At 62.9% G+C, this 26977-nt stretch carries 19 protein-coding genes and 3 tRNA genes; 11 read left to right on the top strand and 11 right to left on the bottom strand.

The features are described 5' to 3' along the window. Positions 1-16 precede the first annotated feature (16 nt). A complete protein-coding gene (locus VWZ85_RS17365) occupies positions 17-256 on the top strand; it encodes an Lrp/AsnC family transcriptional regulator (protein ID WP_340545022.1) in 240 nt (79 codons plus the stop codon). Between the two features lie 508 nt (positions 257-764). On the opposite strand, the gene VWZ85_RS17370 is transcribed toward VWZ85_RS17365, so the two are convergent. The 6 genes from VWZ85_RS17370 to VWZ85_RS17395 all read right to left on the bottom strand — a co-directional run bounded on the left by VWZ85_RS17370 (position 765) and on the right by VWZ85_RS17395 (position 4987). Then, positions 765-2117: an aminotransferase gene (locus tag VWZ85_RS17370; protein WP_416543583.1), complete on the bottom strand. Its 1353-nt coding sequence runs from the start codon at positions 2115-2117 to the stop codon at positions 765-767. Positions 2118-2318: 201 nt separating this feature from the next. Next, a tRNA-Gly gene (locus VWZ85_RS17375) sits at positions 2319-2393 on the bottom strand. 230 nt (positions 2394-2623) lie between these two features. Next, a tRNA-Gly gene (locus tag VWZ85_RS17380) sits at positions 2624-2698 on the bottom strand. A gap of 67 nt (positions 2699-2765) precedes the next feature. After that, positions 2766-3677: a NaeI family type II restriction endonuclease gene (locus VWZ85_RS17385; protein ID WP_416589283.1), complete on the bottom strand. Its 912-nt coding sequence runs from the start codon at positions 3675-3677 to the stop codon at positions 2766-2768. 102 nt (positions 3678-3779) lie between these two features. Further along, complete coding sequence (locus tag VWZ85_RS17390; protein ID WP_416589284.1) at positions 3780-4754, bottom strand: DNA cytosine methyltransferase; 975 nt, start codon at positions 4752-4754, stop codon at positions 3780-3782. A gap of 158 nt (positions 4755-4912) precedes the next feature. Continuing rightward, positions 4913-4987: transfer RNA gene (locus VWZ85_RS17395), tRNA-Gly, on the bottom strand. A gap of 233 nt (positions 4988-5220) precedes the next feature. Here VWZ85_RS17395 and VWZ85_RS17400 point away from each other — a divergent pair. Further along, positions 5221-5427: a hypothetical protein gene (locus VWZ85_RS17400; RefSeq protein ID WP_416536746.1), complete on the top strand. Its 207-nt coding sequence runs from the start codon at positions 5221-5223 to the stop codon at positions 5425-5427. 115 nt (positions 5428-5542) lie between these two features. Here VWZ85_RS17400 and VWZ85_RS17405 read toward each other — a convergent pair whose 3' ends face one another. From VWZ85_RS17405 to VWZ85_RS17415, 3 genes are all read right to left on the bottom strand, one after another. Further along, positions 5543-8983, bottom strand: a complete 3441-nt coding sequence (locus tag VWZ85_RS17405) for a pyruvate carboxylase (RefSeq protein ID WP_416589285.1) — start codon at positions 8981-8983, stop codon at positions 5543-5545. 126 nt (positions 8984-9109) lie between these two features. Continuing rightward, the gene (locus VWZ85_RS17410; protein WP_416589286.1) at positions 9110-10315 is read right to left on the bottom strand and encodes an alpha-hydroxy acid oxidase; all 1206 of its coding nucleotides are present in this window, start codon (positions 10313-10315) and stop codon (positions 9110-9112) included. Between the two features lie 586 nt (positions 10316-10901). Then, entirely contained in the window at positions 10902-12698 is a 1797-nt protein-coding gene (locus tag VWZ85_RS17415; RefSeq protein ID WP_416589287.1) for a diguanylate cyclase, read from the bottom strand. A 230-nt stretch (positions 12699-12928) separates the two neighbouring features. Between VWZ85_RS17415 and VWZ85_RS17420 the strand changes: the two genes are divergently transcribed. After that, positions 12929-15289, top strand: a complete 2361-nt coding sequence (locus VWZ85_RS17420) for an ATP-dependent helicase (RefSeq protein WP_340545030.1) — start codon at positions 12929-12931, stop codon at positions 15287-15289. 335 nt (positions 15290-15624) lie between these two features. Here VWZ85_RS17420 and VWZ85_RS17425 read toward each other — a convergent pair whose 3' ends face one another. Further along, the gene (locus VWZ85_RS17425; RefSeq protein WP_340545031.1) at positions 15625-15843 is read right to left on the bottom strand and encodes a DUF1127 domain-containing protein; all 219 of its coding nucleotides are present in this window, start codon (positions 15841-15843) and stop codon (positions 15625-15627) included. Positions 15844-16171: 328 nt separating this feature from the next. Here VWZ85_RS17425 and VWZ85_RS17430 point away from each other — a divergent pair, with 328 nt between their 5' ends. The 8 genes from VWZ85_RS17430 (at position 16172) to mraY (ending at position 25630) form a co-directional block, all read left to right on the top strand. Further along, complete coding sequence (locus VWZ85_RS17430) at positions 16172-17242, top strand: Mrp/NBP35 family ATP-binding protein (protein WP_416545350.1); 1071 nt, start codon at positions 16172-16174, stop codon at positions 17240-17242. Positions 17243-17941: 699 nt separating this feature from the next. After that, the gene (mraZ, locus tag VWZ85_RS17435; protein ID WP_340545033.1) at positions 17942-18445 is read left to right on the top strand and encodes a division/cell wall cluster transcriptional repressor MraZ; all 504 of its coding nucleotides are present in this window, start codon (positions 17942-17944) and stop codon (positions 18443-18445) included. 3 nt (positions 18446-18448) lie between these two features. Then, positions 18449-19453: a 16S rRNA (cytosine(1402)-N(4))-methyltransferase RsmH gene (gene rsmH / locus VWZ85_RS17440; RefSeq protein ID WP_416589288.1), complete on the top strand. Its 1005-nt coding sequence runs from the start codon at positions 18449-18451 to the stop codon at positions 19451-19453. Then, entirely contained in the window at positions 19453-19827 is a 375-nt protein-coding gene (ftsL, locus tag VWZ85_RS17445; protein WP_014874069.1) for a cell division protein FtsL, read from the top strand. The genes rsmH and ftsL overlap by 1 nt, the downstream gene beginning before the upstream one ends. Beyond that, the gene (locus VWZ85_RS17450; RefSeq protein ID WP_416536753.1) at positions 19824-21611 is read left to right on the top strand and encodes a peptidoglycan D,D-transpeptidase FtsI family protein; all 1788 of its coding nucleotides are present in this window, start codon (positions 19824-19826) and stop codon (positions 21609-21611) included. The genes ftsL and VWZ85_RS17450 overlap by 4 nt, the downstream gene beginning before the upstream one ends. 15 nt (positions 21612-21626) lie before the next feature. Continuing rightward, on the top strand, positions 21627-23111 hold the full coding sequence (locus tag VWZ85_RS17455) for a UDP-N-acetylmuramoyl-L-alanyl-D-glutamate--2,6-diaminopimelate ligase (protein WP_416536754.1): 1485 nt from the start codon (positions 21627-21629) through the stop codon (positions 23109-23111). Next, entirely contained in the window at positions 23108-24520 is a 1413-nt protein-coding gene (locus tag VWZ85_RS17460) for a UDP-N-acetylmuramoyl-tripeptide--D-alanyl-D-alanine ligase (protein ID WP_416589289.1), read from the top strand. Before VWZ85_RS17455 ends, VWZ85_RS17460 begins: the two co-directional genes overlap by 4 nt. Positions 24521-24547: 27 nt before the next feature. Further along, a complete protein-coding gene (mraY, locus tag VWZ85_RS17465; protein WP_061048820.1) occupies positions 24548-25630 on the top strand; it encodes a phospho-N-acetylmuramoyl-pentapeptide-transferase in 1083 nt (360 codons plus the stop codon). A gap of 331 nt (positions 25631-25961) precedes the next feature. Here the strand turns inward: mraY and VWZ85_RS17470 are convergent, their stop codons facing one another. Continuing rightward, a complete protein-coding gene (locus VWZ85_RS17470) occupies positions 25962-26876 on the bottom strand; it encodes a glutaminase (protein ID WP_416536756.1) in 915 nt (304 codons plus the stop codon). Positions 26877-26977 lie beyond the last annotated feature (101 nt).

Genomic DNA, 26977 nt, shown 5'->3' on the forward strand with positions numbered 1-26977 from the left:
ACAGTTGAGGGCCATTATGTCCACCTGCGTCTTTATCCAGATCCGCTGCAAACCCGGCACCACCTACAAAGTGGCCGAAGAGATTGCCCTGCGTGAAATCCACTCCGAGCTTTATTCCACCAGTGGCGATTATGATCTCCTGATGAAACTCTACATTCCCAGCGATCAGGATGTTGGCAAATACATCAACGATCAGCTGCTCGATATCGAGGGAATCGAACGCTCGCTGACAACGATGACGTTCAAGGTGTTCTGACCTGGGATCCGGCTCAAAGGCTCAGACAGGAAGCTCTGCGGCCCGCAGCCTGTCAGGCAGAACTTCACGCAGAGTTTCAGCCAGACTGTCCGGCGGCAGGGAGTGACGCGGTCCGTGCCGCCTCACGTCCCATGCCCCGGTTCCCCCGACCTACCGGATACAGTGGTCCCCGGACCCATTGGTCTCCGTATCCCACAGGTCCCTGACCATCAGGTTCCCCCCGAAACCATCCGACCACAGGGCCATGCGGGATCGCGAAATGCGCTGGTGCTGAAATGCAAGGTTTGGAACACCCTTGGGATAAGACAAACCTCGCAGTAATTTGTGATCCTTTCACGGGGAAAAACCGCAAGATTGTGACATTACCGGATATCGCACAGATCTCGCGGGTGTCGCTATCAGCCTGTTGTCTGGCGAGGCGGAGGTCTTGGGGGCGATAGAAAAGCAGCGCCTCAGCCGGGGCGCTGCTCTTGTCGGTCCGTCGTCGCACACTGGGGCGTCTGCGGCCTCAATGCGCCAGGTGACCGGCTGCTTTCAGCTCTTCGAAACTGGCGTCGATCGCGGTTTTCAGGCGTGCCAGCATGTCGTCCACCTCATCCTTCGTGATGATCAGCGGCGGGCAGAGCGCGACCGCATTCCCGGCCACGGCCCGCAGGATCAGACCATTGTCCTGACACAGCCTTTGCGCGGTGGCCCCGGCAAGACCCCTGTCAAAGCTTGCGCCGGTGGTCTTGTTCGACACCAGTTCCAGCGCCGCGATCAGCCCCTTGCCGCGCACTTCGCCCACCAGCGGATGATCGGTGAAGATCTCGCGCAGCTGCGCCTGCATGTAGCTGCCAACCTCGGCGGCGTGGTCGAACAGATTGTCGCGCTCGTAGATTTCGAGCGTCTTCAGCGCGGCGGCACAGGCGACCGGGTGCCCGGAGTAGGTATAGCCATGCCCAAACACGCCGACCTGATTGGTCTGATCCACCATCGCCTCATACATCCAGCCCGGAATGACCGAGGCCGAGATCGGGAAATAGGCCGAGGACAATTGCTTGGCAAAGGTCATCAGATCCGGCTTGATGCCCATGGTGGTGCAGCCGAAATCGGCGCCGGTGCGCCCAAAGCCACAGATCACCTCATCGGCCCAGACCAGAATGCCATATTTGCGCAGCAGCGCCTGTAGCCCCTCATAGTAGCCCTCCGGCGGCACGATCACGCCAGAGGCGCCGGTGATCGGCTCCACGATCATCGCCGCAATCGTGTCGGGATCTTCCGCCAGGATCTGGTCTTCGAGGTTCTGAAGGATGCGCTCGACAAACTGCGCCTCGGTCTCATTGCCCTTGCGGGCGGTGTAATAATGCGGCGAGTCGGCGCGCAGGATCGACAGCGCCTCCAGTGGGGCATCAAAATGCGCAAGATTCGCGGGCAGGGAGGTCAGCGAGCCGGCTGCAACCGTGACCCCGTGATAGCCGCGCTCGCGGGTGATGATCTTGCGCTTCTCCGGCTTGCCGATTGCGTTGAAGTAATAGCGCAGCATCTTGTAATGGGTGTCATTGGCGTCGGAGCCTGAGTTGCCAAAGAAGATATAGGCGTCCTCCACCGGCACCATCGCGGCCAGCTTCTTCGCCAGATCCTGGATCGGCTGATGGGTCTTGCCGCCAAAGGTGTGCGAAAATGGCAGCTTATGCAGCTGCTCGGTGATCGCATCCATCACTTCGGTATTGCTGTAGCCCAGCGATGTACACCAGAGCCCGGCCAGCCCTTCGATATATTTGTTGCCCTCGCTGTCGAACACATAGATGCCCTCGCCGCGCTCAAGGCAGAGCTGTTCGGTGGCGGTGAAATTGGTGGTGGGATAGATGACCGGGGCCATGGGCTGTTGTCCTCCTGAGCTGAAGCGCCAGACCTGCGGCGCATAGGCGATGGGGCTCTGGCCCCTTTGGCACAGCATTGGCGGGTTTTGAGAGTCGCGTCAAAGGAATTTGATCAAATGTTCGCGCAAGCGCATCGTGGCGCTGATCCGGGTGCGGAAACGCAAAAGGCCGCTCGCAAAGAGCGGCCTTTGCAGTCCAAATGGAGCGGGCGAGGCGATTCGAACGCCCGACCCTAACCTTGGCAAGGTTATGCTCTACCCCTGAGCTACGCCCGCGCTGCCATTTGGTGAGGCGGTGTTTAGGAAATTGCCGCAGCACCTGCAAGAGGAAAAATGACAGCTGCGTGAAGAAATTAATCGGACGCCCACCCGCACGTCAGCCCTGCGCGCAGATCCAGATCGCCGCAATCGTCATTGCCGTAAAGACACCTTAGATGGCCGGGTAACCCTGTGTTTTTGGTAGAAAAACAAAAAGCCGCTCAAAAGAGCGGCCTTTGTGATCCCGATGGAGCGGGCGAGGCGATTCGAACGCCCGACCCTAACCTTGGCAAGGTTATGCTCTACCCCTGAGCTACGCCCGCGCTGCCATCCGGTGAGGCGGTGAATAGGCAATTGCGCGCAGGGCTGCAACCGAAAAACAGCGGGTTTTCACCTCGGATCGAAAAAATCTTCGCGGATCGTGTGACCAGCGCTGGCGGCCAGCCGCGCCTGCGTCAGGTTGGAGAGCTGCGCCGATATGAACTCCGAGCCGCCGCAATGGGGCAGGTCAAGTGCGCGGATCAGCTGCGCATCCTTGCGCCCCTCGAGGATAACGATGCCCTCCCGCCCCAGCAGGTCCCGCGTGCCATGGCCGCCATCCGAGCGGATCCGCCGCATGAAATCCTTCTGCGCGGCCACCGCCTCGACGACGTCACGGGGAATCGGCTGACGCTGCACCTCCCGGAACAGCGTCGCCATCCGGGCATTGCCACTCTCCCCGGCAAAGATACGCGCCACCACCCGCTCCGGCAGCAGGCGCCAAAAATTGGCCGGATAGGGCTGATCACAGAGCAGCCAGAGAATATTGCCAAACCCCTCGGCCGAGATCGAGCGTTTGGCGTCCTTGTTCTGACCGGCGGTCAGATAGGCCTGCCGCGCGACGATCAGCCCGAGGTAACAGCGCGCCCGCGGCTCATCCGCCGCCACCAGGATACAGGGCTGGTCGACGGCTTCGGTCGGGATCATCCAATTGCTGCCCATGGTGTGTTTGATATCCACATCATGGCCGAGGATCACGGTATCCAGCCGCCCCTTTGGCAGGCGCAGCAGCGCCCGCAGCTCAATCTCGACGCGGGTGCCGATATAGGTCTTCTCGGTTTTTTCCAGATCCTCATAGGCGCGCCGCCCGGTCTTGGCGGTCAGGATCACATCGTCGATGCACGTGCGCAGCATCAGCGGAAAGTCGGCCGCCAGCTCCATCGGGCCGCCTGCGCGGCTGGTGATATCCTGTGCCAGCGCGCTGAGCAGCAGGTGATCGGCATGGCCGGGATGGATCCGGCTGGGCGGCAGTTTCTGTTTCATCGCAGAGCCTGTTCCCGGTTGCAGCCGTGGCTTGAGTATTTTGGGAAAGGTGACAGGGCAGGATGTGGCCCTACATCGCGCAGCGCTATCACGACGGCCCGATCAACGCCCGGTGGCAGGGCCGGTCACCACCTTCAGGCTGGGGCGTGCGATGGCCTGACGGATCTGCCGGGCCACGGCTTCGGCCACCGGCGGCGGAAAGGCATTGCCGACCTGGCGATAGGCGTTGGTCTTGGCCCCGGTGAAATGCCAGCTGTCGGGGAAGCCCTGAATGCGCGCCACCATCCGCACGGTGAGGCGCGGCATGTCGTTGTGAAAGGGATCCGGCGCCTCATAGGCGATGGTGCGCCCCTCGACGCCCAAGGCGGCCCAGGCGCGCCGCGCCCGGGTGGGGCCGAGGTCCGGCCCGCCATGTTTCTTGGAGCCGCCCACAATCGTTGGCGCAATCTCATCGGCCCTGGCGGCCCACTCCTCGGCCCCGCGCCAGCCGCGTTCCTTCATCAGGTCAAGCAGGGTCTCGCCCACGGTGCGGGGATTATGCGGCAGCGGCTCGGGCCAGTTGAACTGGCCGGAGAATTCCTTGCGCAGGGCGACGATGGCCACCCGCGGGCGCAGCTGCGGCACGCCGAAGTCGGAAGCATTCAGCAGGCGCCAGTCGGTCTCATAGCCCAGTTTGGCCAGCTGTTTCTTCAGCTTCTCGCGGTAGTCATGGAACACCGCATCCAGAAAGCCGCGCACATTCTCGATCATCACCGCGCGGGGGCGGGTGGCGGCGACGATTTCGATGGCATCGTCAAAGAGGTTGCGCTCGTCCTTCTCGCCCAGCTGTTTACCTGCCACCGAAAATGGTGGGCAGGGCAGCCCGCCGGCCAGCAGGTCAATGCCGCGATAGGCGTCGGCATCCGCCTTGAAGGCGCGCACATCCTCTTCCAGCACATTCCACTGGGGCCGGTTGTGGCGCAGGGTGGCGCAGCAATGTTTGTCGATTTCGACCAGCGCGGTGTGGTCAAAGCCGGCTTTCTCAAGCCCCAGTGCCTGGCCGCCTGCACCAGCGCAGAGTTCTACCGATGTGAGCATGCTGCCGTATCACCTGTTCTCATGCTGCCGTTGCAGCTGTTCGCGCTCTGTTCTTAGGCGCTGAAGTGATTCCGCGCAAGCCAGAGGCTATGTCGTATTTCACAAACGCGAAAGGCCACCGTTGCGTCTGCAAGCGGTGGCCTTTTCATGTGTCCAAATGGAGCGGGCGAGGCGATTCGAACGCCCGACCCTAACCTTGGCAAGGTTATGCTCTACCCCTGAGCTACGCCCGCGCTGCCATTCGGTGAAGCGGATTTAGTCATTCACAGGCAGGGCTGCAAGGGAAAAACGCAAAGCCGTCGGCAAAAAATGACCGTCACGGTGTTTTGAGCGACGGAAGCCGCCACGTGCGGCGTTTTACCCTTATGATGATGACATGAGCCTGGCCAAGACGACCTGATGTTTGCGAGCCAACGAGCCGGGCCAACCCGCGGAGATATCTGCGAAACCGAAAGGGAGCCCCGAGATGACACTGCTTAGCAAACCGCTGCGCGACCGGATGGGTAAATCCTTGGACGACAGGCTGGACACATTGCGCATCCTTGGCCTGACCGTCGCCATTGGTCTGGCGATCGGCGCCAAACTCACCACGGATGGGCAGGCTGGGGGTCTTCATACCGCCGAGGCCCCGGTGTTGATGCCACCACAGATCGAGACACAGGCGCTGATCTGACCACCGCGCATCTGGCAGACCGCGCCATCCGACGGAAAAAGGCGCCCCCGGAATGCGGGGACGCCTTCATATGATAGTCGCAGTGCCTGTCATCGGTGACAGGCGCGGGCTGTGATCACTCCAGCTCGATCAGCAGATCCTTGGCGTCGATCTGCCCGCCTGCCTGCACATGCAGGGCCTTCACCACCGCATCGCGCTCGGCATGAATGCCGGTTTCCATCTTCATCGCCTCGATGGTCAGCAGCAGGTCGCCCTCATGCACCGGCTGGCCAACCTGCACGGCAACGGTGGCCACGACACCGGGCATCGGCGCGCCGACATGGTTTGCATTGCCCTGCTCGGCCTTGGGCCGGGCCTGCGTCGTCGCCTTGACCAGACGGTTCGGCACGCGGATGACGCGGGGCTGGCCGTTCAGTTCGAAAAAGACTTTGACCTCGCCCTTGTCATCGGTATCGCCGATGGCCTGCAGGCGGATTTCCAGCGTCTTGCCGGGGTCGATTTCTGCGGTGATCTCCTCGCCCGGTTCCATCCCGTAAAAGAAGGTGCGGGTGGGCAGGCTGCGGACCGGACCATATTGGCGATGGCGGCCCATGTAGTCGAGGAACACCTTGGGATACATCAGGTAGCCGTTCAGATCCTCGTCATCGACGGCCTTGCCTTCCAGCTCCCGCGACAGCTCCGCACGGGTCGCTTCCAGATCGACCGGGTCCAGATGGGCGCCGGGGCGATCCAGATTGGGCGCGTCGCCTTTCAGCACCTTGGAGACGATCCCCTCAGGGAAGCCACCCGGAGGCTGGCCGAGGTTGCCGCGCATCATGTCGACAACCGAGTCCGGGAAGGCCACATCACTCTTCGGATCCTCGACGTCGTCGCGGCTCAGACCCTGGCTGACCATCATCAGTGCCATGTCGCCAACCACTTTGGACGAGGGCGTCACCTTCACGATATCGCCGAACATCTGGTTCACATCGGCATAGGTCTGGGCGACCTCATGCCAGCGATCCTCCAGCCCCAGGCTGCGCGCCTGTGCCTTCAGGTTGGTGAACTGGCCGCCGGGCATCTCGTGCAGATAGACCTCCGAGGCGGGCGCCTGCAACCCGGATTCAAAGGCGGCATATTGCATCCGCACCTGTTCCCAATAGTCCGAGATTTCGCGGATCTTGGCGATGTCCAGCCCGGTGTCGCGGTCGGTGTTGCGCAGCGCTTCGACGATTGAGCCGAGGCAGGGCTGCGAGGTGCCGCCACTGAAGGCGTCCATAGCCGCGTCCACCGCATCGACGCCGGCATCCGCTGCCGCCAGGATGGTGGCACCAGCCACACCCGAGGTGTCATGGGTGTGGAAATGGACCGGCAGGCCGACCTCTTCTTTCAGCGCCTTGACCAGCTGGCGGGCAGCGGCCGGCTTCAGCAGGCCCGCCATGTCCTTCAGACCCAGAATATGCGCGCCTGCCGCTTCCAGCTCCTTGGCCATGCCGACATAATACTTCAGGTCGTATTTGGCGCGCTTCGGATCCAGGATATCGCCGGTGTAGCAGATGGTGCCTTCGCAGATCTTGCCGCTTTCAACGACCGCATCCATGGCGACGCGCATGTTCTCGACCCAGTTCAGGCTGTCAAAGACGCGGAACACATCAACGCCGGTGGCCGCCTGTTTCACAAAGCTCTGCACCACATTGTCGGGATAGTTGGTATAGCCGACACCATTGGAGGCGCGCAGCAGCATCTGGGTCATCAGGTTTGGCATCCGCTCGCGCAGGTCGCGCAGGCGCTGCCAGGGGCATTCCTGAAGGAAGCGATAGGCCACGTCGAATGTCGCACCGCCCCAGCACTCGACCGAGAACAGCTGGCTCAGGTTCTGGGCATAGGCCGGGGCCACCTTGATCATGTCATGGCTGCGCATCCGGGTGGCCAGCAGCGACTGGTGGCCGTCGCGCATGGTGGTATCAGTCAGCAGCAGCTGACGCTGCGCCTTCATCCAGTCGGCCACGGCCTGCGCGCCCTTTTGCTCCAGCAGGTTGCGGGTGCCATAGGGCTGCGTCGCGGCATCGGCCTTTGGCGCGCGCGGCTCTTTCAGATCGGGATGAGGCGCCGGGCGACCTTCGGTTTCGGGATGCCCGTTCACCGAGATATCAGCGATATAGGTCAGCACCTTGGTGCCGCGGTCGCGGCGCTTGGCGAATTGGAACAGCTCCGGCGTCTCGTCGATGAATTTGGTGGTGTATTCATTCGACAGGAAGGTCGGGTGTTTCAGCAGGTTCTCGACAAAGGCGATATTGGTGCTGACACCGCGCACCCGGAATTCACGCAGCGCGCGGTCCATGCGGGCAATCGCCTTTTCCGGGGTGGGGGCCTTGGCCGTCACCTTGGTCAGTAGCGAATCATAGTAACGGGTGATCACGCCGCCCGCATAGGCGGTGCCGCCATCCAGACGGATGCCCATGCCCGTGGCCGAGCGGTAGGCGGTGATTCGACCGTAATCCGGGATGAAGTTGTTGAGCGGATCCTCGGTGGTCACCCGGGTCTGTAGCGCATGACCATTGAGCTGGATCTCGTCCTGCGATGCCTTGCCGGTGGCCTCGGCAATGGTCTTGCCCTCGGCGATCAGGATCTGCGCCTGCACGATGTCGATGCCGGTGACTTCCTCGGTCACCGTATGCTCCACCTGCACCCGCGGGTTTACCTCGATGAAGTAGAATTTGCCGTCGTTCATATCCATCAGGAATTCGACGGTGCCTGCGCATTCATAGTTCACATGCTGGCAGATCTTGCGGCCCAGATCGCAGATCTCGGTGCGCTGTTCCTCGGTCAGATAGGGGGCGGGCGCACGCTCGACCACTTTCTGGTTGCGGCGCTGGACCGAGCAGTCCCGCTCATAAAGGTGGTAGATTTGCCCATGTTTGTCGCCCAGGATCTGTACCTCGACGTGGCGGGCGCGGGTGATCATCTTTTCCAGATAGCCCTCGCCATTGCCAAAGGCCGCTTCCGCTTCGCGGCGGCCTTCCAGCACCTTTTCCTCAAGTTCGGATTCGCTGTGGATCGGGCGCATACCGCGACCGCCGCCGCCCCAGGAGGCTTTCAGCATCAAGGGATAGCCGACCTCAGCCGCTTCGGCGCGGATCGCATCCATGTCATCGCCCAGCACTTCGGTGGCGGGGATCACCGGCACGCCGGCCTCGATTGCGACGCGGCGGGCACTGGCCTTGTCGCCGAGCGCGCGCATGGTTTCCGCCTTCGGACCGATAAAGGTGATGCCGTTGCGGGCGCAGGCATCCACGAAATCCGGGTTCTCCGACAGCAGGCCGTAGCCGGGGTGGATCGCATCGGCGCCACTTTCCTTGGCCACGCGGATGATCTCGTCAATCGACAGATAGGCGGCCACCGGTCCCAGACCTTCGCCGATCCGATAGGCTTCATCCGCCTTGAACCGGTGCAGGCCCAGCTTGTCCTCTTCGGCATAGACGGCAACCGTCTTCTTGCCCATCTCATTGGCTGCCCGCATGACGCGGATGGCGATTTCGCCGCGGTTGGCGATCAGGATTTTCTTGAAGTCAGTCATGGCTTCCTCGGGGTCGTGCAGTTTGGCGGAGTGATAAGCGCAAATTAGGGTCCGGTATAGACGTAGTTCTGGGTATGGACAGCGTGATAGCGCTGACCTGAGGCCAGAATCCGGCAAAAAATACGATTACGGCGGAGATTTTAGGTCCGTATCGGTCCTAAATGTCGCAAATGGCGGCGCAATCGGCTGAAGTGGGAGCGGTTGCGGCAGCATCGTCAGGTCCTCCGCCCCCAGCTGGCCCATGTTTGCCAGCAGATCCAGGCGCAATAGATCGATCAGATGGTCCGGCCCCTGCGGGCCAAGCGCTGCCAGGGCAAAGTGGAACGCGCGGCCTAACATGACGTAGTCCGCCCCCAAGGCCAGGGCGCGCAGGATATCCAGACCACCTTCGATACCGCTGTCGAAAATCAGCGGCAGGGTGGTGGCCGCACGAATATCCGGCAGGGCCTCGATGGTGGCGCGGGCCGCATCGAACTGGCGCCCGGCATGGTTCGATACCCACAGCGCATCGACGCCAAGCGCCTCCAGCGGTGCGGCATCCTCGGCGCGCATCACCCCCTTGATGATCAGCGGCCCCTCCCAATGATCGCGCAGCCATTTCACATAGTCCCAATCGGGCGAGGTGCGCAGCAGATAGCCGACATGGGCCGTCGACGACAGGCTGCCGCTCTGGCCGGTCACATATTTATCCAGCGTCCGCATATGCGGCATCCCCCGGCGCGCCATGCCCATGGCCCAGGCCGGTCGCATCGCCACCTGTGCCAGCAACCGGGGCGTCAGCCGGGGGGGCTGCGTCAACCCGGAGCGCGTCTGCCGTTCCCGGCGCGAGGCCACGGGCACATCAACTGTCAGCACCAGACCGGCAAAGCCTGCGGATTTGGCGCGCTGCAGCATATCGCGGCGGATGGCGGGATCCTTCGGCGGGTAAAGCTGGAACCACGGCGCCGCCCCGAGGTCATCGGCCAGATCTTCGGGGGACTGGCTTGCCACGGTCGACAGGCAGTAGGGCAGGCCCTGCGCCGCGGCGCAGCGGGCCAGCTGGCGTTCCGCGTCGGGCCAGATCAGCCCCGACATGCCAACTGGCGCAATGCCAAACGGCAGCGGGCGCGACACGCCCAGAAACTCGGAGCTGAGCGAGGGCTGTTGCGGCCCATGCAGAATCGACGGGGCAAAGCCGATACAATCCAGCGCTTTGCGGTTGCGGGCGGTGGTCGCCTCTCGCCCGGTGCCGCTGTCCAGATACTCCCAAACGAAACGGGGCAGGCGCCGCCGGGCGCGCTGGCGAAGGTCACTGAGAGCGGGGTAACGCTGGTGCAGATCCATGCTGCGCATTTGTCGCTGCCTTGCAGCAAAAGTCTAGTGTGGAGTGCAGCATTGAAACATTTTTGTAACTATTTGGACCGCACCCGTTCCAGCTCCGGCGCTGTTGTCGTCGGTATGTGCCACCTGCTGCGCGCCCTTTTGGTGCCTTTCTCGCGGGTCGCTGCCATCCGTTACCACCCCGGTGCATTGTGCGGGCCTCTATTGCTTGCGAGCCTTCTGATCGGTGTCTCGTCGCGGCCCTGCGGGGATCACGCCGGGTCGTAGTGCCGCGCCATACCCAGAGCCAGGTCCATCGGGCGCGCGATGTGTCCGCCAATTGCAAAAGGGGGCAATCGCGCGCTGGTCGTTTGGCCAACGGCCGGCGTCGGGGCGTGTCATCCTGCTGGCTGGTCAATGACCGATCCGAAGGATCGCGCAGCGAGCGCGAAGCCCGTGTCGAAGGCGGTCTGCCCAAGCGCCCAGTTGCCCGGTCACGCCGTCAATCCAGCCGCCGCAACTGGGGCGCTGGCGCCGGGTGCATCGTTTGGTCGCTGTGACGGGGCTTTGGTCAATGCCCGTCGGCCCGGTTCCTGCTGCGGGGGCAGGGGTCTCCGGCCTACTCCGCAGCGATCGAGCTGCCCGAATCCGACGGCTTTGAGGGACCTGTCTGCGCGGCAGGGTTGCGTGGCGCCTGCTCTGCGGCGGAGGCGACACAGACCTGGTTGCGGCCTTTCGCTTTTGCATCGTAGAGCGCTTCGTCGGAGGCGCGCAGCAGGTCCTGTGGCATCGTGCCGTGGCGCGGGTAATGGGCCACGCCAAGCGAGATCGAAATCCCCGGCAGCGCCTTCTCGCCGTAGCGGACGACAATCGCCTCCACGGCCTGGCGCAGCAGCTCGGCCTTGGTCATCACATCCTGCTGGCTGACCCCGGGAAGGATCAGCGTGAATTCCTCTCCGCCCGGACGGCAGGCCACTTCATCCCCGTCACAGGCCTGTTCCAGCACCGAGCCGACCGCCCGCAGGACCATGTCACCGGCATCATGGCCGTGATTGTCATTGAACTTCTTGAAATGATCCACATCCACCGCAATCAGGCTCAGCGGTGTGCCGCTTTTCTGGCTGCTGGAGATGCTCTTGCGCAGGGTCTCCGTCATGTGGCGGCGGTTGAACAGACCGGTCAGCGGATCACGCACCGACTGATCATGCAGCTGGTCGCGCATCCGCACATTGGCGATCGCCATGGAGATCTGTTCGGCGCACATCTGGGCCAGTTTCTTGCTGCTGCGGAACTCTTCCGTGGCGTCGCTCAGCGCGCGCAGATGCATCAGGCCGACGGTCTCGCCATGGGCCAGAATCGGGAAACAGTAATAGGCGCGGCCGTCATGCGGCTCGGCATGTTCGCAGACAAAATCAATCTCGGAGGAGCCGAATTCATAGCTGCGGCCGCGACGCAGCCCCCAGCATTCTTCTGGGTGGATATGGTCCTTGTGACTGCCGCCATTCCAGCTGGCACAGCCGTCAAGCACATCGCGCGAGTTGGAGTAGACATAGACGCTGCCCTCGGCCGTCGGCAGGATATGGGTCATGAAACGGGCCACCATGTCGAACAGCTCGTCGAGCGAACGGCTGGATTGCAGCCATTCGTTCAGCTCGCCCAGCAGTTGCACTTCACGGGCCAGCCGCAGCTGTTCGTCCAGGATCTCGCGCTCGGTCTCGTTGCGCTGGCGCATCTGATTCATGCGGAATCGGTTCGATTTGAACACGACATAAACAGCAATCGTCATTGCCAGCAGCGCAATGGATGTCAGCACGATCAGCGACAGTCGCACCCGGTTGATGAAGATATTCCGCAGCTCGGTGATATCGGTATAGAAATCAATCGCACCGTCGAAATGCCCGTTATGAATAAGGGGCATGTATACCTGTGCGATCTCCCGCGTGACCTCGCTGTTGTAGTTGCCGGTTGCCAGGGTCAGCCCGTCGACGTCATAGGCGGGCAAGGCATCGTGCATATAGTAGACCTCACCTTTGGCGACCTTGGTGGTGAAAAAGACATTTGCCTCAAACTCGCCGATTTCATCGCTGCGCGAGGACCAGAAAATTTCGCCCGAGCTGGTCAGCAGGCGATAGCGGTAGACATCGGTTTCCTCGGTGAACAGCGCCAGCATATGGGCGTCATGCGGCTGGATGATGCCCTCCTCGAACGACTCCTCCGGGTTTGCCATATGCAGGATGATCCGCCGCTGCCAGAGTTCCGCCTGTTTGCGGATGTCGGCTTCCAGCATGTGATCGACGATGGGGGTTGGCACCGCAAAAACGGCCCAGACCGAGGCGGCCGCGGCCACAACCAGCACGAAAAGGAGTGACATGCTGCGGATTTTCTCCGCGACGCTGGTTTTGAGATCAGGTTTCATGGTGCCGTCTGCCGTCCGATTGAGAGTGCCCTCACGGCGCTATGGCCGCTGGTCCATGCTGGTCGGTTGAGTTTTCAATTGTGTTAATCGTTAACCTAAATTCCGGTGTCTTGGGGTTTAAACTACTGAAGATTTTCGGGATTTGCTCGGTTGATCTGTTGCTGATGTCTGCGGAACAGACTGTGAACGCCCTCTTTCCGCCGGGATTGAATCACGTTAATGTCCTGCCCATGAGCAGTTTTGACGATATCGACCCCTATGAGGGGATTTCGCTGTCCGCGCGGGCCATGGCGGCGCGGCCGATGCCCTATCTTGACGGGCTGAACCCCGCACAGCGCGCCGCAGTCGAATGTCTGGAAGGGCCCGTGCTGATGCTGGCAGGGGCCGGCACCGGCAAGACCAAGGCGCTGACTGCGCGGATTGTCCATCTGCTGACCACCGGCACGGCCAAACCAAACGAGATCCTTGCCGTGACCTTCACCAACAAGGCCGCGCGCGAGATGAAGGAGCGCGTCGCCGGAATGCTGGGGCAGGCGGTTGAGGGGATGCCCTGGCTCGGCACCTTCCACTCGATCTGCGTGAAACTGCTGCGCCGTCACGCCGAACTGGTCGGGCTGAAATCCAATTTCACCATTCTGGACACCGACGATCAGATCCGGCTGCTGAAACAGCTGATCAAGGCCGAAGGCATAGATGACAAACGCTGGCCTGCGCGGATGCTGGCGGGGGTGATCGACGATTGGAAAAACCGCGCGCTGACGCCTTCCCGGGTGCCGGTTGCGGATGCCAGCGCCTATAATCACCGTGGCGTGGACCTCTATGCGCAGTATCAGGTGCGGCTGAAGGATCTGAATGCGGTCGATTTCGGCGATCTTCTGCTGCACATGGTCACCATCTTTCAGGACAACCCGGATGTGCTGGAACAATACCAGCGCTGGTTCCGCTTTATCATGGTGGACGAATATCAGGATACCAACGTGGCCCAGTATCTCTGGCTGCGGCTTCTCGCGGGCGCGCATAAGAACATCTGCTGCGTTGGCGATGACGATCAGTCGATCTATGGTTGGCGCGGGGCCGAGGTGGGCAATATCCTGCGGTTTGAAAAGGATTTTCCCGGCGCCAATGTGGTCCGGCTGGAACAGAACTACCGCTCGACCGAACATATTCTCAGCGCCGCCTCCGGGGTGATCCGGGGCAACAGCGGACGTCTGGGCAAGGAACTCTGGACCGAGGCACGCGGCGGCGAGAAGGTGCGTCTGATCGGCCATTGGGACGGCGAGGAGGAGGCTCGCTGGATCGGCGAGGAGATCGAGGCGATGCAGCGCGGCACCCGTGGCCTTGCCCCCATCGACCTCAACAATATGGCGATTCTGGTGCGGGCCTCGCATCAGATGCGCGCCTTTGAAGACCGCTTTCTGACCATTGGTCTGCCGTATCGGGTCATCGGCGGGCCGCGCTTCTACGAGCGGCTCGAAATTCGCGATGCCATGGCCTATTTCCGGCTGGTGGTCAGCCCGGAGGACGATCTGGCGTTTGAGCGGATCGTCAATACCCCCAAACGTGGTCTTGGCGACAAGGCACAGCAGACCATCCAGACCATGGCGCGCAGCAATGGCGTCTCATTGGTCGAGGGCGCGCGGCTTGCGGTGGAGAGCGGCCAGATCAAGGGCAAGGGCGGCAATGCCCTGCGCCAGCTGGTCACCGATCTTTCCCGCTGGGGACGTCTGGCGGGCGACGCCGACATGACCCATATGGAGCTGGCCGAAACCATCCTCGACGAGAGCGGCTACACCACCATGTGGCAGACCGACAAGAACCCGGATTCGCCGGGCCGTCTGGAAAACCTCAAGGAACTGGTCAAGGCGCTGGAGGCGTTTGAAAACCTGCAGGGCTTCCTCGAACATGTCAGCCTGATCATGGACAATGACAAACAGGATGCGGCGCAGAAGGTCTCCATCATGACGCTGCACGCCGCCAAGGGGCTGGAATTTCCTGCCGTCTTCCTGCCGGGCTGGGAGGATGGTCTCTTTCCCTCGCAGCGCTCGATGGACGAAAGCGGCCTGAAGGGCCTCGAGGAAGAACGCCGTCTGGCCTATGTCGGTATCACACGGGCCGAGGACATCTGCACGATCTCCTTTGCCGGCAACCGCCGTGTCTTTGGTCAGTGGCAATCGCAGCTGCCCTCCCGTTTCATTGATGAGCTGCCCGAAGAACATGTCGAGGTGCTGACCCCGCCCGGTCTCTACGGCGGCGGCTACGGTGCGGCGGCCCCGGGCGGTTTCGGGGGCGTGCGCTCCACGATTGAGGATCGCATGGCCTCTGCCGATGGGTATAACTCGCCGGGCTGGAAACGCATGCAGTCCCGCGCCGGAGAGCGTGGCCTGTCCCAGCCCAAGGAAAGCAAGTCCAGCGTCATCGACCTCACCGCCACCTCCGCCTTCACTGCCGGTGAACGGGTGTTCCACCAGAAATTCGGCTATGGCGCGATCACCGCGATCGAGGGGGACAAGCTGGAAGTCGCATTCGAGAAGGCCGGCACGAAAAAGGTTGTCGCCCGTTTCGTCACCGCAGCAGAGGACGTGCCGTTCTGACCGCGCCGACTGCGGGTCTGATCCAGCACCGATAGATCCCCGCCATCGGCAGGCGGGCACCAGCTCGGGCGTCGGCAGTTTGCCGGCGCCTTTTTTGCGTCCTGTCATCAATGGGAGGCGCTGCCGAGCAGGCAATCAGGCACAAAAAAACGGCGGTGCCAGGGAGGAGGAGGGCACCGCCGTTCTGTACAACACCATACCATCAGGGAGGAGGAGGCATGGTGTATCAGGGTCCGGCTATGACGCCGGTATAGGGTGCGGTGACATCAGGGAGGAGGAGGATGTCACCGCGATAGCAGGCTCCCAAGGGAGGAGGAGAAGAGAGCCTGATCTCTTTATTTCGTGCCGTATGCGGCCTCATAGGCGACGCTGCGCAGCATGGAGCGGCTCAGCCCCAGGTCAGCCAGCTCGCGACCGGAGAGCGTCGACAGCTCATCCATGGTCTGGCGATACAGGCGGTAGCGTGCAATCTTGCCTTTCAGCTCGTCGAACATGGCGCGCGGGCTGAAGGCCAGAGCGCCTTTGCGGGTTGTGATATTGTCAACAGCGGCCATCGGTGTTGTCCTTAACGTCTATGAATGTCTGGCCGTTCCCGGCCTCTCTTGGCCTCATAAATATGATAATGCTGCACACGCACAATCCCTGAAAGAGGCATTTCTGCTATGCAGCAAACGCATGGGTTTCCTTGCGGAAACCGGGTTGATCTTGCCGAGGTATGCGCCAATCGGTGTGCTGATGCCTAAATTCGCGGCAGGCGGCAAACGGGCAGGCTACAGGCCGCGCGCAGATTGGGGCCGACCGGGAGCCTGTACAGGGTCCGATGCGGTCTTGGGCTTGTCGGCCGCAGGTCTTATATGGCGGGTAACCAACAGGAGACAGGCCATGACCCCCACCCAGGATGAGATTCGCGACGCCCTTGCGCGGCTGCAACTGCCCGATGGCGGAACGCTGGTCTCGCGCGACATGCTGCGCGCGCTGATGGTGGAGGGAGGCCGCGTCAGCTTCGTGATCGAGGCGCCCAGTCCGCAGATCGCCGCCCAGATGGAGCCGCTGCGCCGTGCTGCCGAGGCAACCGTTCTGGCGCTGCCGGGTGTGGAGAGCGTCTCCGCGGCGCTGACCGCCCACTCCGATACCGCCGCGCGGCCCGCGCCGACCCTGAAACTGGGCGGCCACCCCAAGCCGCAGCAGGGGCCGCTGAAACCCAGCGGGGTGAAACGCATTCTCGCCGTCGGATCGGGCAAGGGCGGCGTGGGTAAATCCACCGTCAGCGCCAATCTCGCCGTGGCGCTCACCCGGCAGGGGCGCAAGGTGGGCCTGCTCGACGCTGACATATATGGACCCAGCCAGCCGCGCATGATGGGGGCGAGCGGCCGCCCCGCCAGCCCTGACGGCAAGATCATCGAACCGCTGCACGCCCATGGTGTCACGCTGATGTCGATCGGCTTCATGGTTGACGAGGCCAAGGCGGTGGTCTGGCGCGGCCCGATGCTGATGGGCGCGCTTCAGCAGATGCTGGGGCAGGTGAACTGGGGGGAGCTTGACGTGCTGATCGTCGATCTGCCGCCCGGCACCGGCGATGTGCAGCTGACCTTGTGCACCAAGGCCGAGCTGTCCGGTGCCATCGTGGTCTCCACCCCGCAGGATGTGGCGCTGCTGGATGCGCGCAAGGCGATTGACATGTTCAACACCCTGAAAACGCCGGTGCTGGGCCTGATCGAAAACATGTCCTTCTTTGCCTGCCCGGATTGTGGCGGCGAACATCACATCTTTGGTCACGGAGGGGTTGCTGCCGAGGCTGAGCGCATCGGGGTGCCCTTGCTCGGGGCGCTGCCGATTGATCTTGAGACCCGGCTGGCCGGTGACAATGGCACTCCGATCGCTGCCGGTGACGGTCTGATGGCCGAGGCCTATGCAAAAATGGCCGAAGGTCTGATCCGCGGCGGCATGGCCTAGATCGCGAAGCTGAAACGCTCCCGGCGCTGCTGGGAAATCATGGGCCGCGTGGGAATTGATGGGCCATGTGGGAAATTATGGGCGGCGTCGAGAGATTTTGGCCCGCTTTCCCGAATCACTGTGCTGTTCTGGCGTGATTTTCAGACGATATCGCCTTGATCACGGGATTTGCCCCGGTTCAACTGCCACACGCACCCGTGAACGGAATGTGAACATTCTGATTCTCCAGACTCGCTCTCAAAATTTCTGGGAAATCATGGCACTTTTTCCAAACCAGATGTGACCCTACATATAGTGGCCTTTATGGTGGCTTAATCTACCACTGGGCGTATCTGCGATTCTTTCCCGTAGAATCGGCGCGTCGTTATCTAGATGTGCAGATGTGGTCCATAAAAAACAGTTGTCGCCCACGTATTCCCATAGTATCCCTAGTTCATCGAATGAGACGAAGAGCAGGGGCACCAAACGACCCCAACCAAGACTACTAAGAAGCAGGTTTCATACAGGCCTTCGCTTTCATCGAAAATAGAGAGATCCGGCGCGCGAGCGAGCAGACATCCCCCCAGGTGGCGCGCGCAGTCGGACACCCCGCAAGTCGGGACAAGGAGGCGGGTTGATCAGTGGCAGCAGATCAGCCCGCCCCTTTTGCTTCTGGGGATAGCTTCGGCACGAGGGACGCTGAAAAAAAGGGACGATAGATTGGGCCGTAGGTTCAGAGGTGAAAGCCACCACAAGGTGGATACAAAGGGGCGGGTCTCGATTCCGGCCTCCTTTCGCCGTGTTCTGGAAGCGGGTGACCCCAACTGGCAATCCGGCAGCAACCCCGAACTGGTCATCGTCTATGGTGATCACCGCCGCAATTTCCTTGAATGCTACACGATGGAGGCGATCGAGGAAGTCGACGCCAAAATCGACGCCTTGCCGCGCGGCTCGATGCCGCGCAAGATGTTGCAGCGCATGTTCCACGGTCAGTCCTTCCCGACCACCGTTGATGAAACCGGGCGGCTGGTGCTGCCCGCCAAGCTGCGCAACAAGATCAATCTGGAGGCCGAGGCGTTCTTCATCGCCGCCGGCGACACCTTCCAGATCTGGAAGCCTGAAACCTATGAAGAGGAAGAACTGGCAAAATCCGAGGAGTGGCTGGACGATCTGCCCGAGGACTTTGACCCGGCGGAATTCCTCGATGGCGCCGGAGGCGCTTGATCCATGACAACGGACCGCCCAACCTCAACCGGTCCTCACGTACCGGTCCTTCTGCGTCCGCTGCTGAAAGCCGTGGCGCCGGTTTCCGGGCGCTGGCTTGATGGCACCTTCGGGGCCGGGGGCTACAGCCGGGGCCTGTTGGAGGCGGGGGCCGATCACGTGATCGGCGTTGATCGCGATCCGCTGGCCTTTGAAATGGCTGAAAGCTGGATCGGCGACTATGCCGGTCGCCTGACCCTGCAACAGGGGGTGTTCTCCCGCATGGACGACTATGCGCAGGATCTCGACGGCGTCGTCCTCGATCTTGGCGTCTCCTCCATGCAGCTGGATCTGGCCGAACGCGGCTTTTCCTTTATGCGCGACGGGCCGCTGGATATGCGGATGTCGCAGGATGGCCCCTCTGCCGCCGATCTGGTCGCGGAACTGGACGAGGCGGCGCTGGCCGATATCCTGTTCCTCTTTGGCGAGGAACGCGCCAGCCGCCGTATTGCCCGCGCCATCGTGAAGGCCCGCACCGAGGCGCCGATCACCACGACACTCCAGCTCGCCGGAATCATCGAGAGCTGCCTGCCGCGCTCCAAACCCGGCCAGTCACATCCGGCAACCCGCAGTTTTCAGGGTCTGCGCATCGCGGTGAACGCCGAATATGAAGAGCTGTTCGAGGGGCTGCTGGCCGCCGAACGCGCGCTGAAACCCGGCGGCCTGCTGGCGGTTGTGACCTTCCATTCCATCGAAGATCGCATGGTCAAACGCTTCTTCCAGCATCGCGCGGGCAAAACCGGTCGCGCCAACCGCTACGCCCCCGAGGTCGAGGAAACGCCGTCGCAATTCACGCTGGTCACCCGCAAGGCCGTCGGGCCGGACGATCAGGAGCTGGCGGACAACCCGCGCTCCCGCTCCGCCCGGCTGCGCGTCGGTCGCCGCACCGGGGCCGCGCCGATTGCGATCAGCGCCAAGGATATTGGCATGCCGCAGCTGAAACAGGCGCAGGCAAGAGAGAAACGCTGATGAAGACCCTGCTTTATATCGCCACCTGTCTCGCCGTCTTTGGGCTGGCTTTCTGGGCCTACCGCGAGAATTACACCACCCAGCAGGTGCTGAAGGAAACCCGCAGCCTGCAACGCCAGATCGGCGCATCGCAGGTCCGGCTCAGCGTGCTGCGCGCCGAATGGGCCTATCTCAACCGTCCCGACCGGCTGCGCGAACTGGCGGAACTCAATTTTGATCGCCTCAGCCTGCTGCCGCTGCGCCCGGAACAGTTTGGCCGCGTGGATGAGGTCGCCTATCCGCCGCAGGAGGATGAGCTGCTGGATTTTACCAATGGGGTTGAGGTTTCCTCGCTTGGGGCCAATGGGCAGACCGCAACGGGGACACAGCCATGATCCGCACGCCGCTACGCCCGCTGGCGCGGATCCTGACCGCGCGCGCGCGGGGCGAGAACCCGGATGCCATAGAACGCGAAAACCTGCGCCAGCGCCACGCCGAGATGCAGGCCCATGCCCGCCAGCGCGCCGAGGGGCGGCTGCTGGTTCTGGGCATGTTCTTCCTCTGCGCCTTCACCGCGATTGGCGCCCGTATGGCAACGCTGGCCACCTCGGAGCCGGTCGAACCGGTCGCCAGCGCGCCGGGCAGCGCCATTGCCATGCAGCGCGCCGATATCGTCGACCGCAAGGGCCGCATTCTGGCAACCAACTTCGAGACCCATTCGCTCTATGCCCAGCCACCGCAGATGGTCGACCCGGACGGGGCGGCGCGGCGTCTGGTGGAGATTTTCCCCGATCTGGAGCTGGAACGCCTGCTGAAGGATTTTTCCGGCAAGCGTAAGTTCATCTGGATCAAGAAAAAAATCAGCCCCGAACAGAAACAGGCCGTCCATGACATCGGCGATCCGGGGCTGCTGTTTGGTCCGCGCGAAATGCGTCTTTACCCCAATGGCAGCCTGGCGGCCCATGTGCTGGGCGGCGCCGGTTTCGGCAAGGAAGGCGTCAGCGCTGCCGAGGTGATCGGTGTTGCCGGGGTCGAAAAACAGTTCGACGACTATCTGCGCGACCCGGCCAACGGCGGGCGGCCCTTGCAGCTCTCGCTGGATCTGACGGTGCAGGCGGCATCCGAACGGGTGCTTTTCGGCGGCATGAAGCTGATGAACGCCAAAGGCGCCACCTCGATCCTGATGGATGTTCACACCGGCGAGGTGATTTCGGTGGTGTCGCTGCCGGATTTCGATCCCAATGACCGCCCACGTCCGCCGACCTCCGGTTTCGATCCCTCCGACAGCCCGTTGTTCAACCGCGCGGTGCAGGGGGTCTATGAACTGGGCTCGACCTTCAAGATTTTCACCGCAGCTCAGGCCGTTGATCTGGGGCTGGTGAATTCCGAGACCATTATCGACACCTCCGGTCCAATGCGGATCGGGCGCTTTCCGATTGGCGAGTTCCACAACAAGAACTACGGCAAGCTGAGTGTCGCCGATATCATCGTCAACAGCTCCAACCGGGGCACCGGGCGCCTGGCGCTGCAAATCGGTGCCCAGCGGCAGCAGGATTTCCTGCGCGCCATGGGGATGTTTGATCCGACGCCGATCGAAATCGCCGAGGCCGCAGGCGGTAAGCCGCTCAAACCCAGCAAATGGGGCGAGCTGAGCACGGTGACGATTTCCTATGGGCACGGGCTGTCCACCAGCCCGATGCATCTGGCAGCCGGTTATGCGGCCATCGCCAATGGCGGCCAATATGTCAGCCCCACCATCCTGCGCCAGAAGGGGCCGCAGCTGGGCCACCGGGTGATGTCGGCTGAGGCGGCCCGTCAGGCCCGCGCCATGCTGCGCAAGGTGGTGACCAGCGGCACCGCTTCCTTTGGCGAGGTTCCGGGTTATCAGGTGGGCGGCAAGACCGGCACCGCCGATAAACCCAAACCACGCGGCGGCTATTACGAAAGCAAGGTCATCGCCACCTTCGCCGCGATGTTCCCGGCCCATGATCCGAAATATGTGCTGGTGGTGACGCTGGATGAACCCTCGGTCATCGCCCATGGCGAGGAGCGCCGCACCGCAGGCTGGACCGCTGTTCCCGTCGCTGGCGAAATGATCGGTCGGATCGCGCCGCTGCTTGGACTCAGACCGCAAGTTGAACCGGATGAGATGGCTGCTATAACCCTCACCTCAAACTGATCAGGTGGGGTTGCTATGGGCACCATTGAAAACCGTCCTCTTAGCCAGCTGGGGCTGACCGCTCGCGGCGGTGTCGATCCGACGATCCATGGCATTGCCGTGGACAGCCGCAAGGTGGTCGAAGGGGGGCTGTTTGCAGCCCTTCCGGGCAGTCAGGTGCATGGCGCCAAATTTGTGCCCGCCGCCCTCGGCAATGGGGCGGCTGCGATTCTCACCGATGCGGCAGGCGCGTCGATTGCGGCGGAGCTGCTGCGCGAGTCGACCGTGGCGCTGGTGGTGGTCGAAGACCCGCGTCAGGCGCTGGCCTATGCCTCGGCGCTGTGGTTCGGCGCACAGCCCGAAACCATGGTGGCAGTGACCGGCACCAATGGCAAAACCTCGGTGGCGAGCTTTGTACGCCAGATCTGGGTGGAGCTGGGCCATAAGGCGGTGAACCTCGGCACCACGGGGGTTGAGGGCGCCTGGAGCCATCCGCTCAACCACACCACCCCGGAGCCGGTTACCCTGCATGACGCGCTGGCAAAAGCGGCGGCCGCGGGGGTTACCCATGCCGCAATGGAGGCCTCCTCGCACGGGCTGGATCAGCGGCGTCTGGACGGTGTGCATCTGGCGGCGGCGGGGTTCACCAATTTCACCCAGGACCACCTCGATTACCACGAGACGTTTGAGGCATATTTCGCCGCCAAGGCGGGCCTGTTCCGCCGGGTGCTGCCCGATGATGGCGTGGCCGTCATCAACATGGACGACCCGCGCGGCGCCGAGATGCGGGCGGTCGCCGCTGCGCGCGGGCATGAGGTGATATCGGTCGGGCGCGGTCTCGGTGATCTGAGCCTTGTCGGTGCGCGTTATGACGCCTCGGGGCAGGACATGCGCTTTACCTGGCACGACCGGCCCTATCAGGCCCGGCTCAACCTTATTGGCGGCTTTCAGGCGGAGAATATCCTTTTGGCCTGCGGTCTGGTGATTGCAAGCGGCGAGGACCCGGATGCGGTCTTTGCGACGCTGCCGCATTTGCAGACCGTGCGCGGCCGGATGCAGCTGGCGGCCACGCGCGAAAATGGCGCGACGGTTTTTGTGGATTACGCTCACACGCCTGATGCCGTGGCCACCGCGATCAAGGCACTGCGCCCGCATGTGCTGGGTCGGCTGGTCGCCATTGTTGGTGCCGGTGGTGATCGCGATGCCGCCAAACGCCCGCTGATGGGGCAGGCGGCGCAGGACAATGCCGATCTGGTGATCGTGACCGATGACAACCCCCGCAGCGAGGACCCGGCCGTGATCCGCGCCGCCGTCAAGGGCGGCGCGCCGGATGCGATGGAAGTTGGCGACCGGGCCGAGGCGATCCTGCGCGGCGTTGATGCGCTGGGACCCGGCGATGCCCTGCTGATCTGCGGCAAGGGCCATGAAACCGGCCAGATCGTTGGCAGTGATGTTTTGCCCTTTGATGATGTGGAGCAGGCCAGCATGGCGGTCGCGGCTCTCGACGGGAGGTTGGTATGAGCCTTTGGACAGCTGAGGAGGCGGCAGCGGCCACCGGTGGTCAGGCGATTGGCGACTGGAGCGTGAATGGTATCTCCATCGACACCCGCAGCATTGCGGCGGGCGATCTCTTTGTGGCGCTGAAGGCGGCGCGGGATGGCCATGACTTCGTGGCGCAGGCGCTGGAGAAAGGCGCTGGTGCGGCGCTGGTCTCGCGCAGGCCCGAGGGCGTCGGTGAAGATGCGCCGCTGTTGCTGGTGGATGACGTGCAGGCCGGGCTGGAGGCTCTGGGCCGGGCAGGTCGTGCGCGCACGGATGCACGGGTGATCGCGGTCACCGGATCGGTCGGCAAGACCTCGACCAAGGAAATGCTGGCGCGGATGCTGTCCGATCAGGGGCGCACCCATGCGGCTGTTGCCAGCTATAACAACCATTGGGGCGTGCCGCTGACGCTGGCGCGGATGCCGCGGGACACCGAATTTGCCGTCATCGAGATCGGCATGAATCACCCCGGTGAAATCAGCCCGCTTGCCAAGCAGGCGCGTCCGCATGTGGCGATGGTCACCACCGTGGCGCCGGTGCATCTGGAGGCCTTTGACGGGATCGAGGGCATTGCCGCCGAGAAAGCCGCCATCATCGACGGGCTGGAGCCGGGCGGTGTTGCGGTGCTGAACGCCGATATTGCCGAGGCTCCGATCCTGCACTCCGTTGCCGAGGAGGCAGCGCGCCCTGCGCAGTGGTTTGGCACCGGTCAGGGGCCGATCGTTCCGGGCAATCGCCTGACCGGAACCGCCTCACGCGGGGATGAGACAGAGGCCGAGGTCACGCTGCCGGATGGGCAGCGATATCGCCTGAATATCCAGTCGCTTGGCGCCCATTTTGCGATGAACGCGCTTGGCGCGCTGGCCTGTCTGGCGGCGCTGGATCTGGATCTGGCCAAGGCCGTGCAAAGCCTGTCGCTCTGGTCGCCGGTCACCGGGCGCGGGGCGCGTGAAACCGTGACGCTTGGCGCGGGGCGGGGCGAGATCCTGCTGCTGGATGACAGTTACAACGCCAATCCGACCTCGGTCGCGGCGGCGCTGGCGGTGCTGGCCGCGACCCCCTGCGCGGGGCGGCGGATTGCCTATCTGGGCGATATGAAGGAGCTGGGACCGCAGGAGGCCGATCTGCACGCGGCCCTTGCCGATCTGCCCGCGATGGCGGATCTCGATGTGGTGCATTGCATCGGCCCGCTGATGGGGGCACTTCATGCGGCGTTGCCTGCGGACAAACGCGGTGGTCACTATGCCAGCAGCGGTGATGTGCAGGCGGAACTGGCGGGTCAGATCGCGGCGGGGGATGTGGTTCTGGCCAAGGGGTCGCTCAGCATGGCGCTGGCCAAGGTTGTTGACGGCATCCGCGAATTGGGCCATGGCGAGGCCACTTTCTGAACTTTGACGAACTGAGGACCGGCTGACATGCTCTATTGGTTAACCGCGCTGTCGGATGGGGGCGATCTTTTCAACCTCTTCCGCTACATCACCTTCCGCGCGGGCGGGGCGTTTCTGACGGCGCTTCTGTTTGGGTTTCTGTTTGGGCCACCGCTGATCAATGTGCTGCGCAAGAAGCAGGGCAAGGGTCAGCCGATCCGTGATGACGGCCCCGAAGGGCATCTGGCAAAGGCCGGCACGCCCACCATGGGCGGGCTGCTCATCGTCGGCGCGCTGGTGACGGCGACGCTGCTCTGGGCGCGCTGGGACAATCCCTTTGTCTGGCTGGTGCTGTTTGTGACGCTGTCCTTTGCGCTGATCGGTTTTGCCGATGATTATGCCAAGGTCTCCAAGCAGAACACCGCAGGCGTACCGGGCAAGCTGCGGCTGGCGCTTGGGATCACCATTGCGGTGATCGCCGCCCTCTGGGCCTCGGCCTATCATCCGGTGGAGTTGCAGAACCAGCTGGCGCTGCCGGTGTTCAAGGATACGCTGATCAACCTTGGTCTGTTCTACGTGCCGTTTTCGATCTGCGTGATCGTCGGCGCGGCCAATGCGGTGAACCTGACCGATGGGCTTGACGGGCTGGCGATTATGCCGGTGATGATCGCGACCTCGACCCTTGGGGTGATTGCCTATGCGGTGGGGCGTGTGGACTTTACCGAATATCTGGATGTGCATTACGTGCCCGGCACCGGGGAAATCCTGATCTTTGCCGCGGCGCTGTTTGGTGGCGGTCTGGGCTTCCTTTGGTACAATGCGCCGCCAGCGGCGGTGTTCATGGGCGATACCGGCTCGCTCGCCCTTGGCGGCGCCTTGGGCGCCATCGCGGTGGTCACCAAACACGAGCTGGTGCTGGCGATTGTCGGCGGGCTGTTCGTGGTGGAGGCGCTGTCGGTGATCATTCAGGTGCTCTATTTCAAGCGCACCGGCAAACGGGTCTTCCTGATGGCGCCGATCCATCACCACTATGAGAAAAAGGGCTGGGCGGAGCCGACCATCGTGATCCGCTTCTGGATCATCTCGCTGATCCTCGCGATGATTGGTCTGGCCACGCTGAAAGTGCGCTGAGCCACGCCGGATCGCCGCCGCGCAGGTCATCCTGCGGGGCGGTGTGCCGATCTGGTCTGATATCTGAAACCGCTCGGGGCTGAAAATGCTTCGGGCGGTTTTGCGTAAGAAGAAGGCGGCGCCGCCGGAGGGGCGGAGGGTGGATGACCTTTGCCAGGGGTCATCTCCGTCTGTCGGCCTGTGCGGATCCCCATACGCCCGGAGTCTTGACCTTGAAAGGGTCAGTTGGGCGGGGACGTTCTCCTGATCTTGGTGTTGCAACGGATGTGAGCATAGCGCTGCCGCCTGAACGGATGGTAAGCCCTGCGTGCGCCGGGCTGGCAACGGCGGCTCAGAACACCGACCAGTCCATCTCCCGCGCCAGCCGCTCCATCGCTTCGGTGCCCAGTTTCGAATTGCCGTTGCGGTCCAGCCCCGGCGACCAGACGGCGATGCTGGCCTTGCCCGGTACGCTGGCCAGAATACCACCGCCAACCCCGCTTTTGGCGGGCAGGCCGACGCGATAGGCGAACTCGCCCGAGCCATCGTAATGCCCGCAGGTCAGCATCAGCGCATTGAGCCGCCGCACCCGGTCCAGCGAGACCAGCCGCGGGCCGACACCGGCGCCGATCAGGAAACGGCCGGCACGGGCCAGCTGGGTTGTGGTCAGCTCGGTGGCGCAATGGTGGAAATAGGTGCCGAGCACCTTGTCCGGGTCGTTCTTGAGATTACCGCAGGAGGCAAGGAAATGGGCATGGGCGAAATTGCGGTGCCCATGGGCGGTTTCGGAGCGGGCAACCGCGCCATTGATGTGGATATCGTCATCCTCGGCGGCGGCGCGGATAAAGCCCAGGAATTCGGCCAGCGCATCGCGCGGTTCGCGGCCCGCCAGCACCTCATCCGTGGTGACAATGGCGCCTGCATTCACAAATGGATTGCGTGGCCGGCCGCGTTCATGTTCCAGCTGCACGATGGAGTTGAAGGCGGTGCCGGAGGGTTCGCGACCAACCCGCTGCCAGAGCTGATCGCCGGAGCGCCCGAGCGCAATCGCCAGCGTAAAAAGCTTGGTGATGCTCTGGGCCGAGAACCGCGTGGCGGCATCCCCGGCGCTGTAGATCTGGCCGTCGGCGGTGGCCACGGAGATGGCAAACTGGTGGGGATCGACTTGCCCCAGTTCGGGAATGTAGCTGGCCACCTCGCCCCGGTCGGGATCGTCGCGAAGATCGCGGTTGATGGCATCGAGGATCTGCTGCAATCGCGCGTCCATGGCTGTGGGGCCTCCCAATTTTTGGCCGACACTAGCCGGGTGTCGGCGGACTGGCAAACGCAACGGGACTGGTGTTGGTTCCCCTGATCGGGTAGCGATTC

Origin of the sequence: Phaeobacter sp. JH20_29 (genome assembly GCF_048056175.1) — a bacterium.
Taxonomy (GTDB): Bacteria; Pseudomonadota; Alphaproteobacteria; order Rhodobacterales; family Rhodobacteraceae; genus Phaeobacter; species Phaeobacter bryozoorum.

Excerpts from the sequence above, each read along its gene's own strand:
- VWZ85_RS17370 (WP_416543583.1), bottom strand. The coding sequence starts at position 2,117 with ATGGCCCCGGTCATCTATCCCACCACCAATTTCACCGCCACCGAACAG.
- VWZ85_RS17415 (WP_416589287.1), bottom strand. The coding sequence starts at position 12,698 with ATGAAACCTGATCTCAAAACCAGCGTCGCGGAGAAAATCCGCAGCATG.
- VWZ85_RS17430 (WP_416545350.1), top strand. The coding sequence starts at position 16,172 with ATGACCCCCACCCAGGATGAGATTCGCGACGCCCTTGCGCGGCTGCAA.
- VWZ85_RS17385 (WP_416589283.1), bottom strand. The coding sequence starts at position 3,677 with ATGAAACAGAAACTGCCGCCCAGCCGGATCCATCCCGGCCATGCCGAT.
- VWZ85_RS17420 (WP_340545030.1), top strand. The coding sequence starts at position 12,929 with ATGAGCAGTTTTGACGATATCGACCCCTATGAGGGGATTTCGCTGTCC.
- VWZ85_RS17460 (WP_416589289.1), top strand. The coding sequence starts at position 23,108 with ATGAGCCTTTGGACAGCTGAGGAGGCGGCAGCGGCCACCGGTGGTCAG.
- mraY (WP_061048820.1), top strand. The coding sequence starts at position 24,548 with ATGCTCTATTGGTTAACCGCGCTGTCGGATGGGGGCGATCTTTTCAAC.
- VWZ85_RS17390 (WP_416589284.1), bottom strand. The coding sequence starts at position 4,754 with ATGCTCACATCGGTAGAACTCTGCGCTGGTGCAGGCGGCCAGGCACTG.
- VWZ85_RS17405 (WP_416589285.1), bottom strand. The coding sequence starts at position 8,983 with ATGACTGACTTCAAGAAAATCCTGATCGCCAACCGCGGCGAAATCGCC.
- ftsL (WP_014874069.1), top strand. The coding sequence starts at position 19,453 with ATGAAGACCCTGCTTTATATCGCCACCTGTCTCGCCGTCTTTGGGCTG.
- VWZ85_RS17470 (WP_416536756.1), bottom strand. The coding sequence starts at position 26,876 with ATGGACGCGCGATTGCAGCAGATCCTCGATGCCATCAACCGCGATCTT.
- VWZ85_RS17410 (WP_416589286.1), bottom strand. The coding sequence starts at position 10,315 with ATGCGCAGCATGGATCTGCACCAGCGTTACCCCGCTCTCAGTGACCTT.
- VWZ85_RS17450 (WP_416536753.1), top strand. The coding sequence starts at position 19,824 with ATGATCCGCACGCCGCTACGCCCGCTGGCGCGGATCCTGACCGCGCGC.
- rsmH (WP_416589288.1), top strand. The coding sequence starts at position 18,449 with ATGACAACGGACCGCCCAACCTCAACCGGTCCTCACGTACCGGTCCTT.
- VWZ85_RS17365 (WP_340545022.1), top strand. The coding sequence starts at position 17 with ATGTCCACCTGCGTCTTTATCCAGATCCGCTGCAAACCCGGCACCACC.
- VWZ85_RS17425 (WP_340545031.1), bottom strand. The coding sequence starts at position 15,843 with ATGGCCGCTGTTGACAATATCACAACCCGCAAAGGCGCTCTGGCCTTC.
- VWZ85_RS17455 (WP_416536754.1), top strand. The coding sequence starts at position 21,627 with ATGGGCACCATTGAAAACCGTCCTCTTAGCCAGCTGGGGCTGACCGCT.
- VWZ85_RS17400 (WP_416536746.1), top strand. The coding sequence starts at position 5,221 with ATGACACTGCTTAGCAAACCGCTGCGCGACCGGATGGGTAAATCCTTG.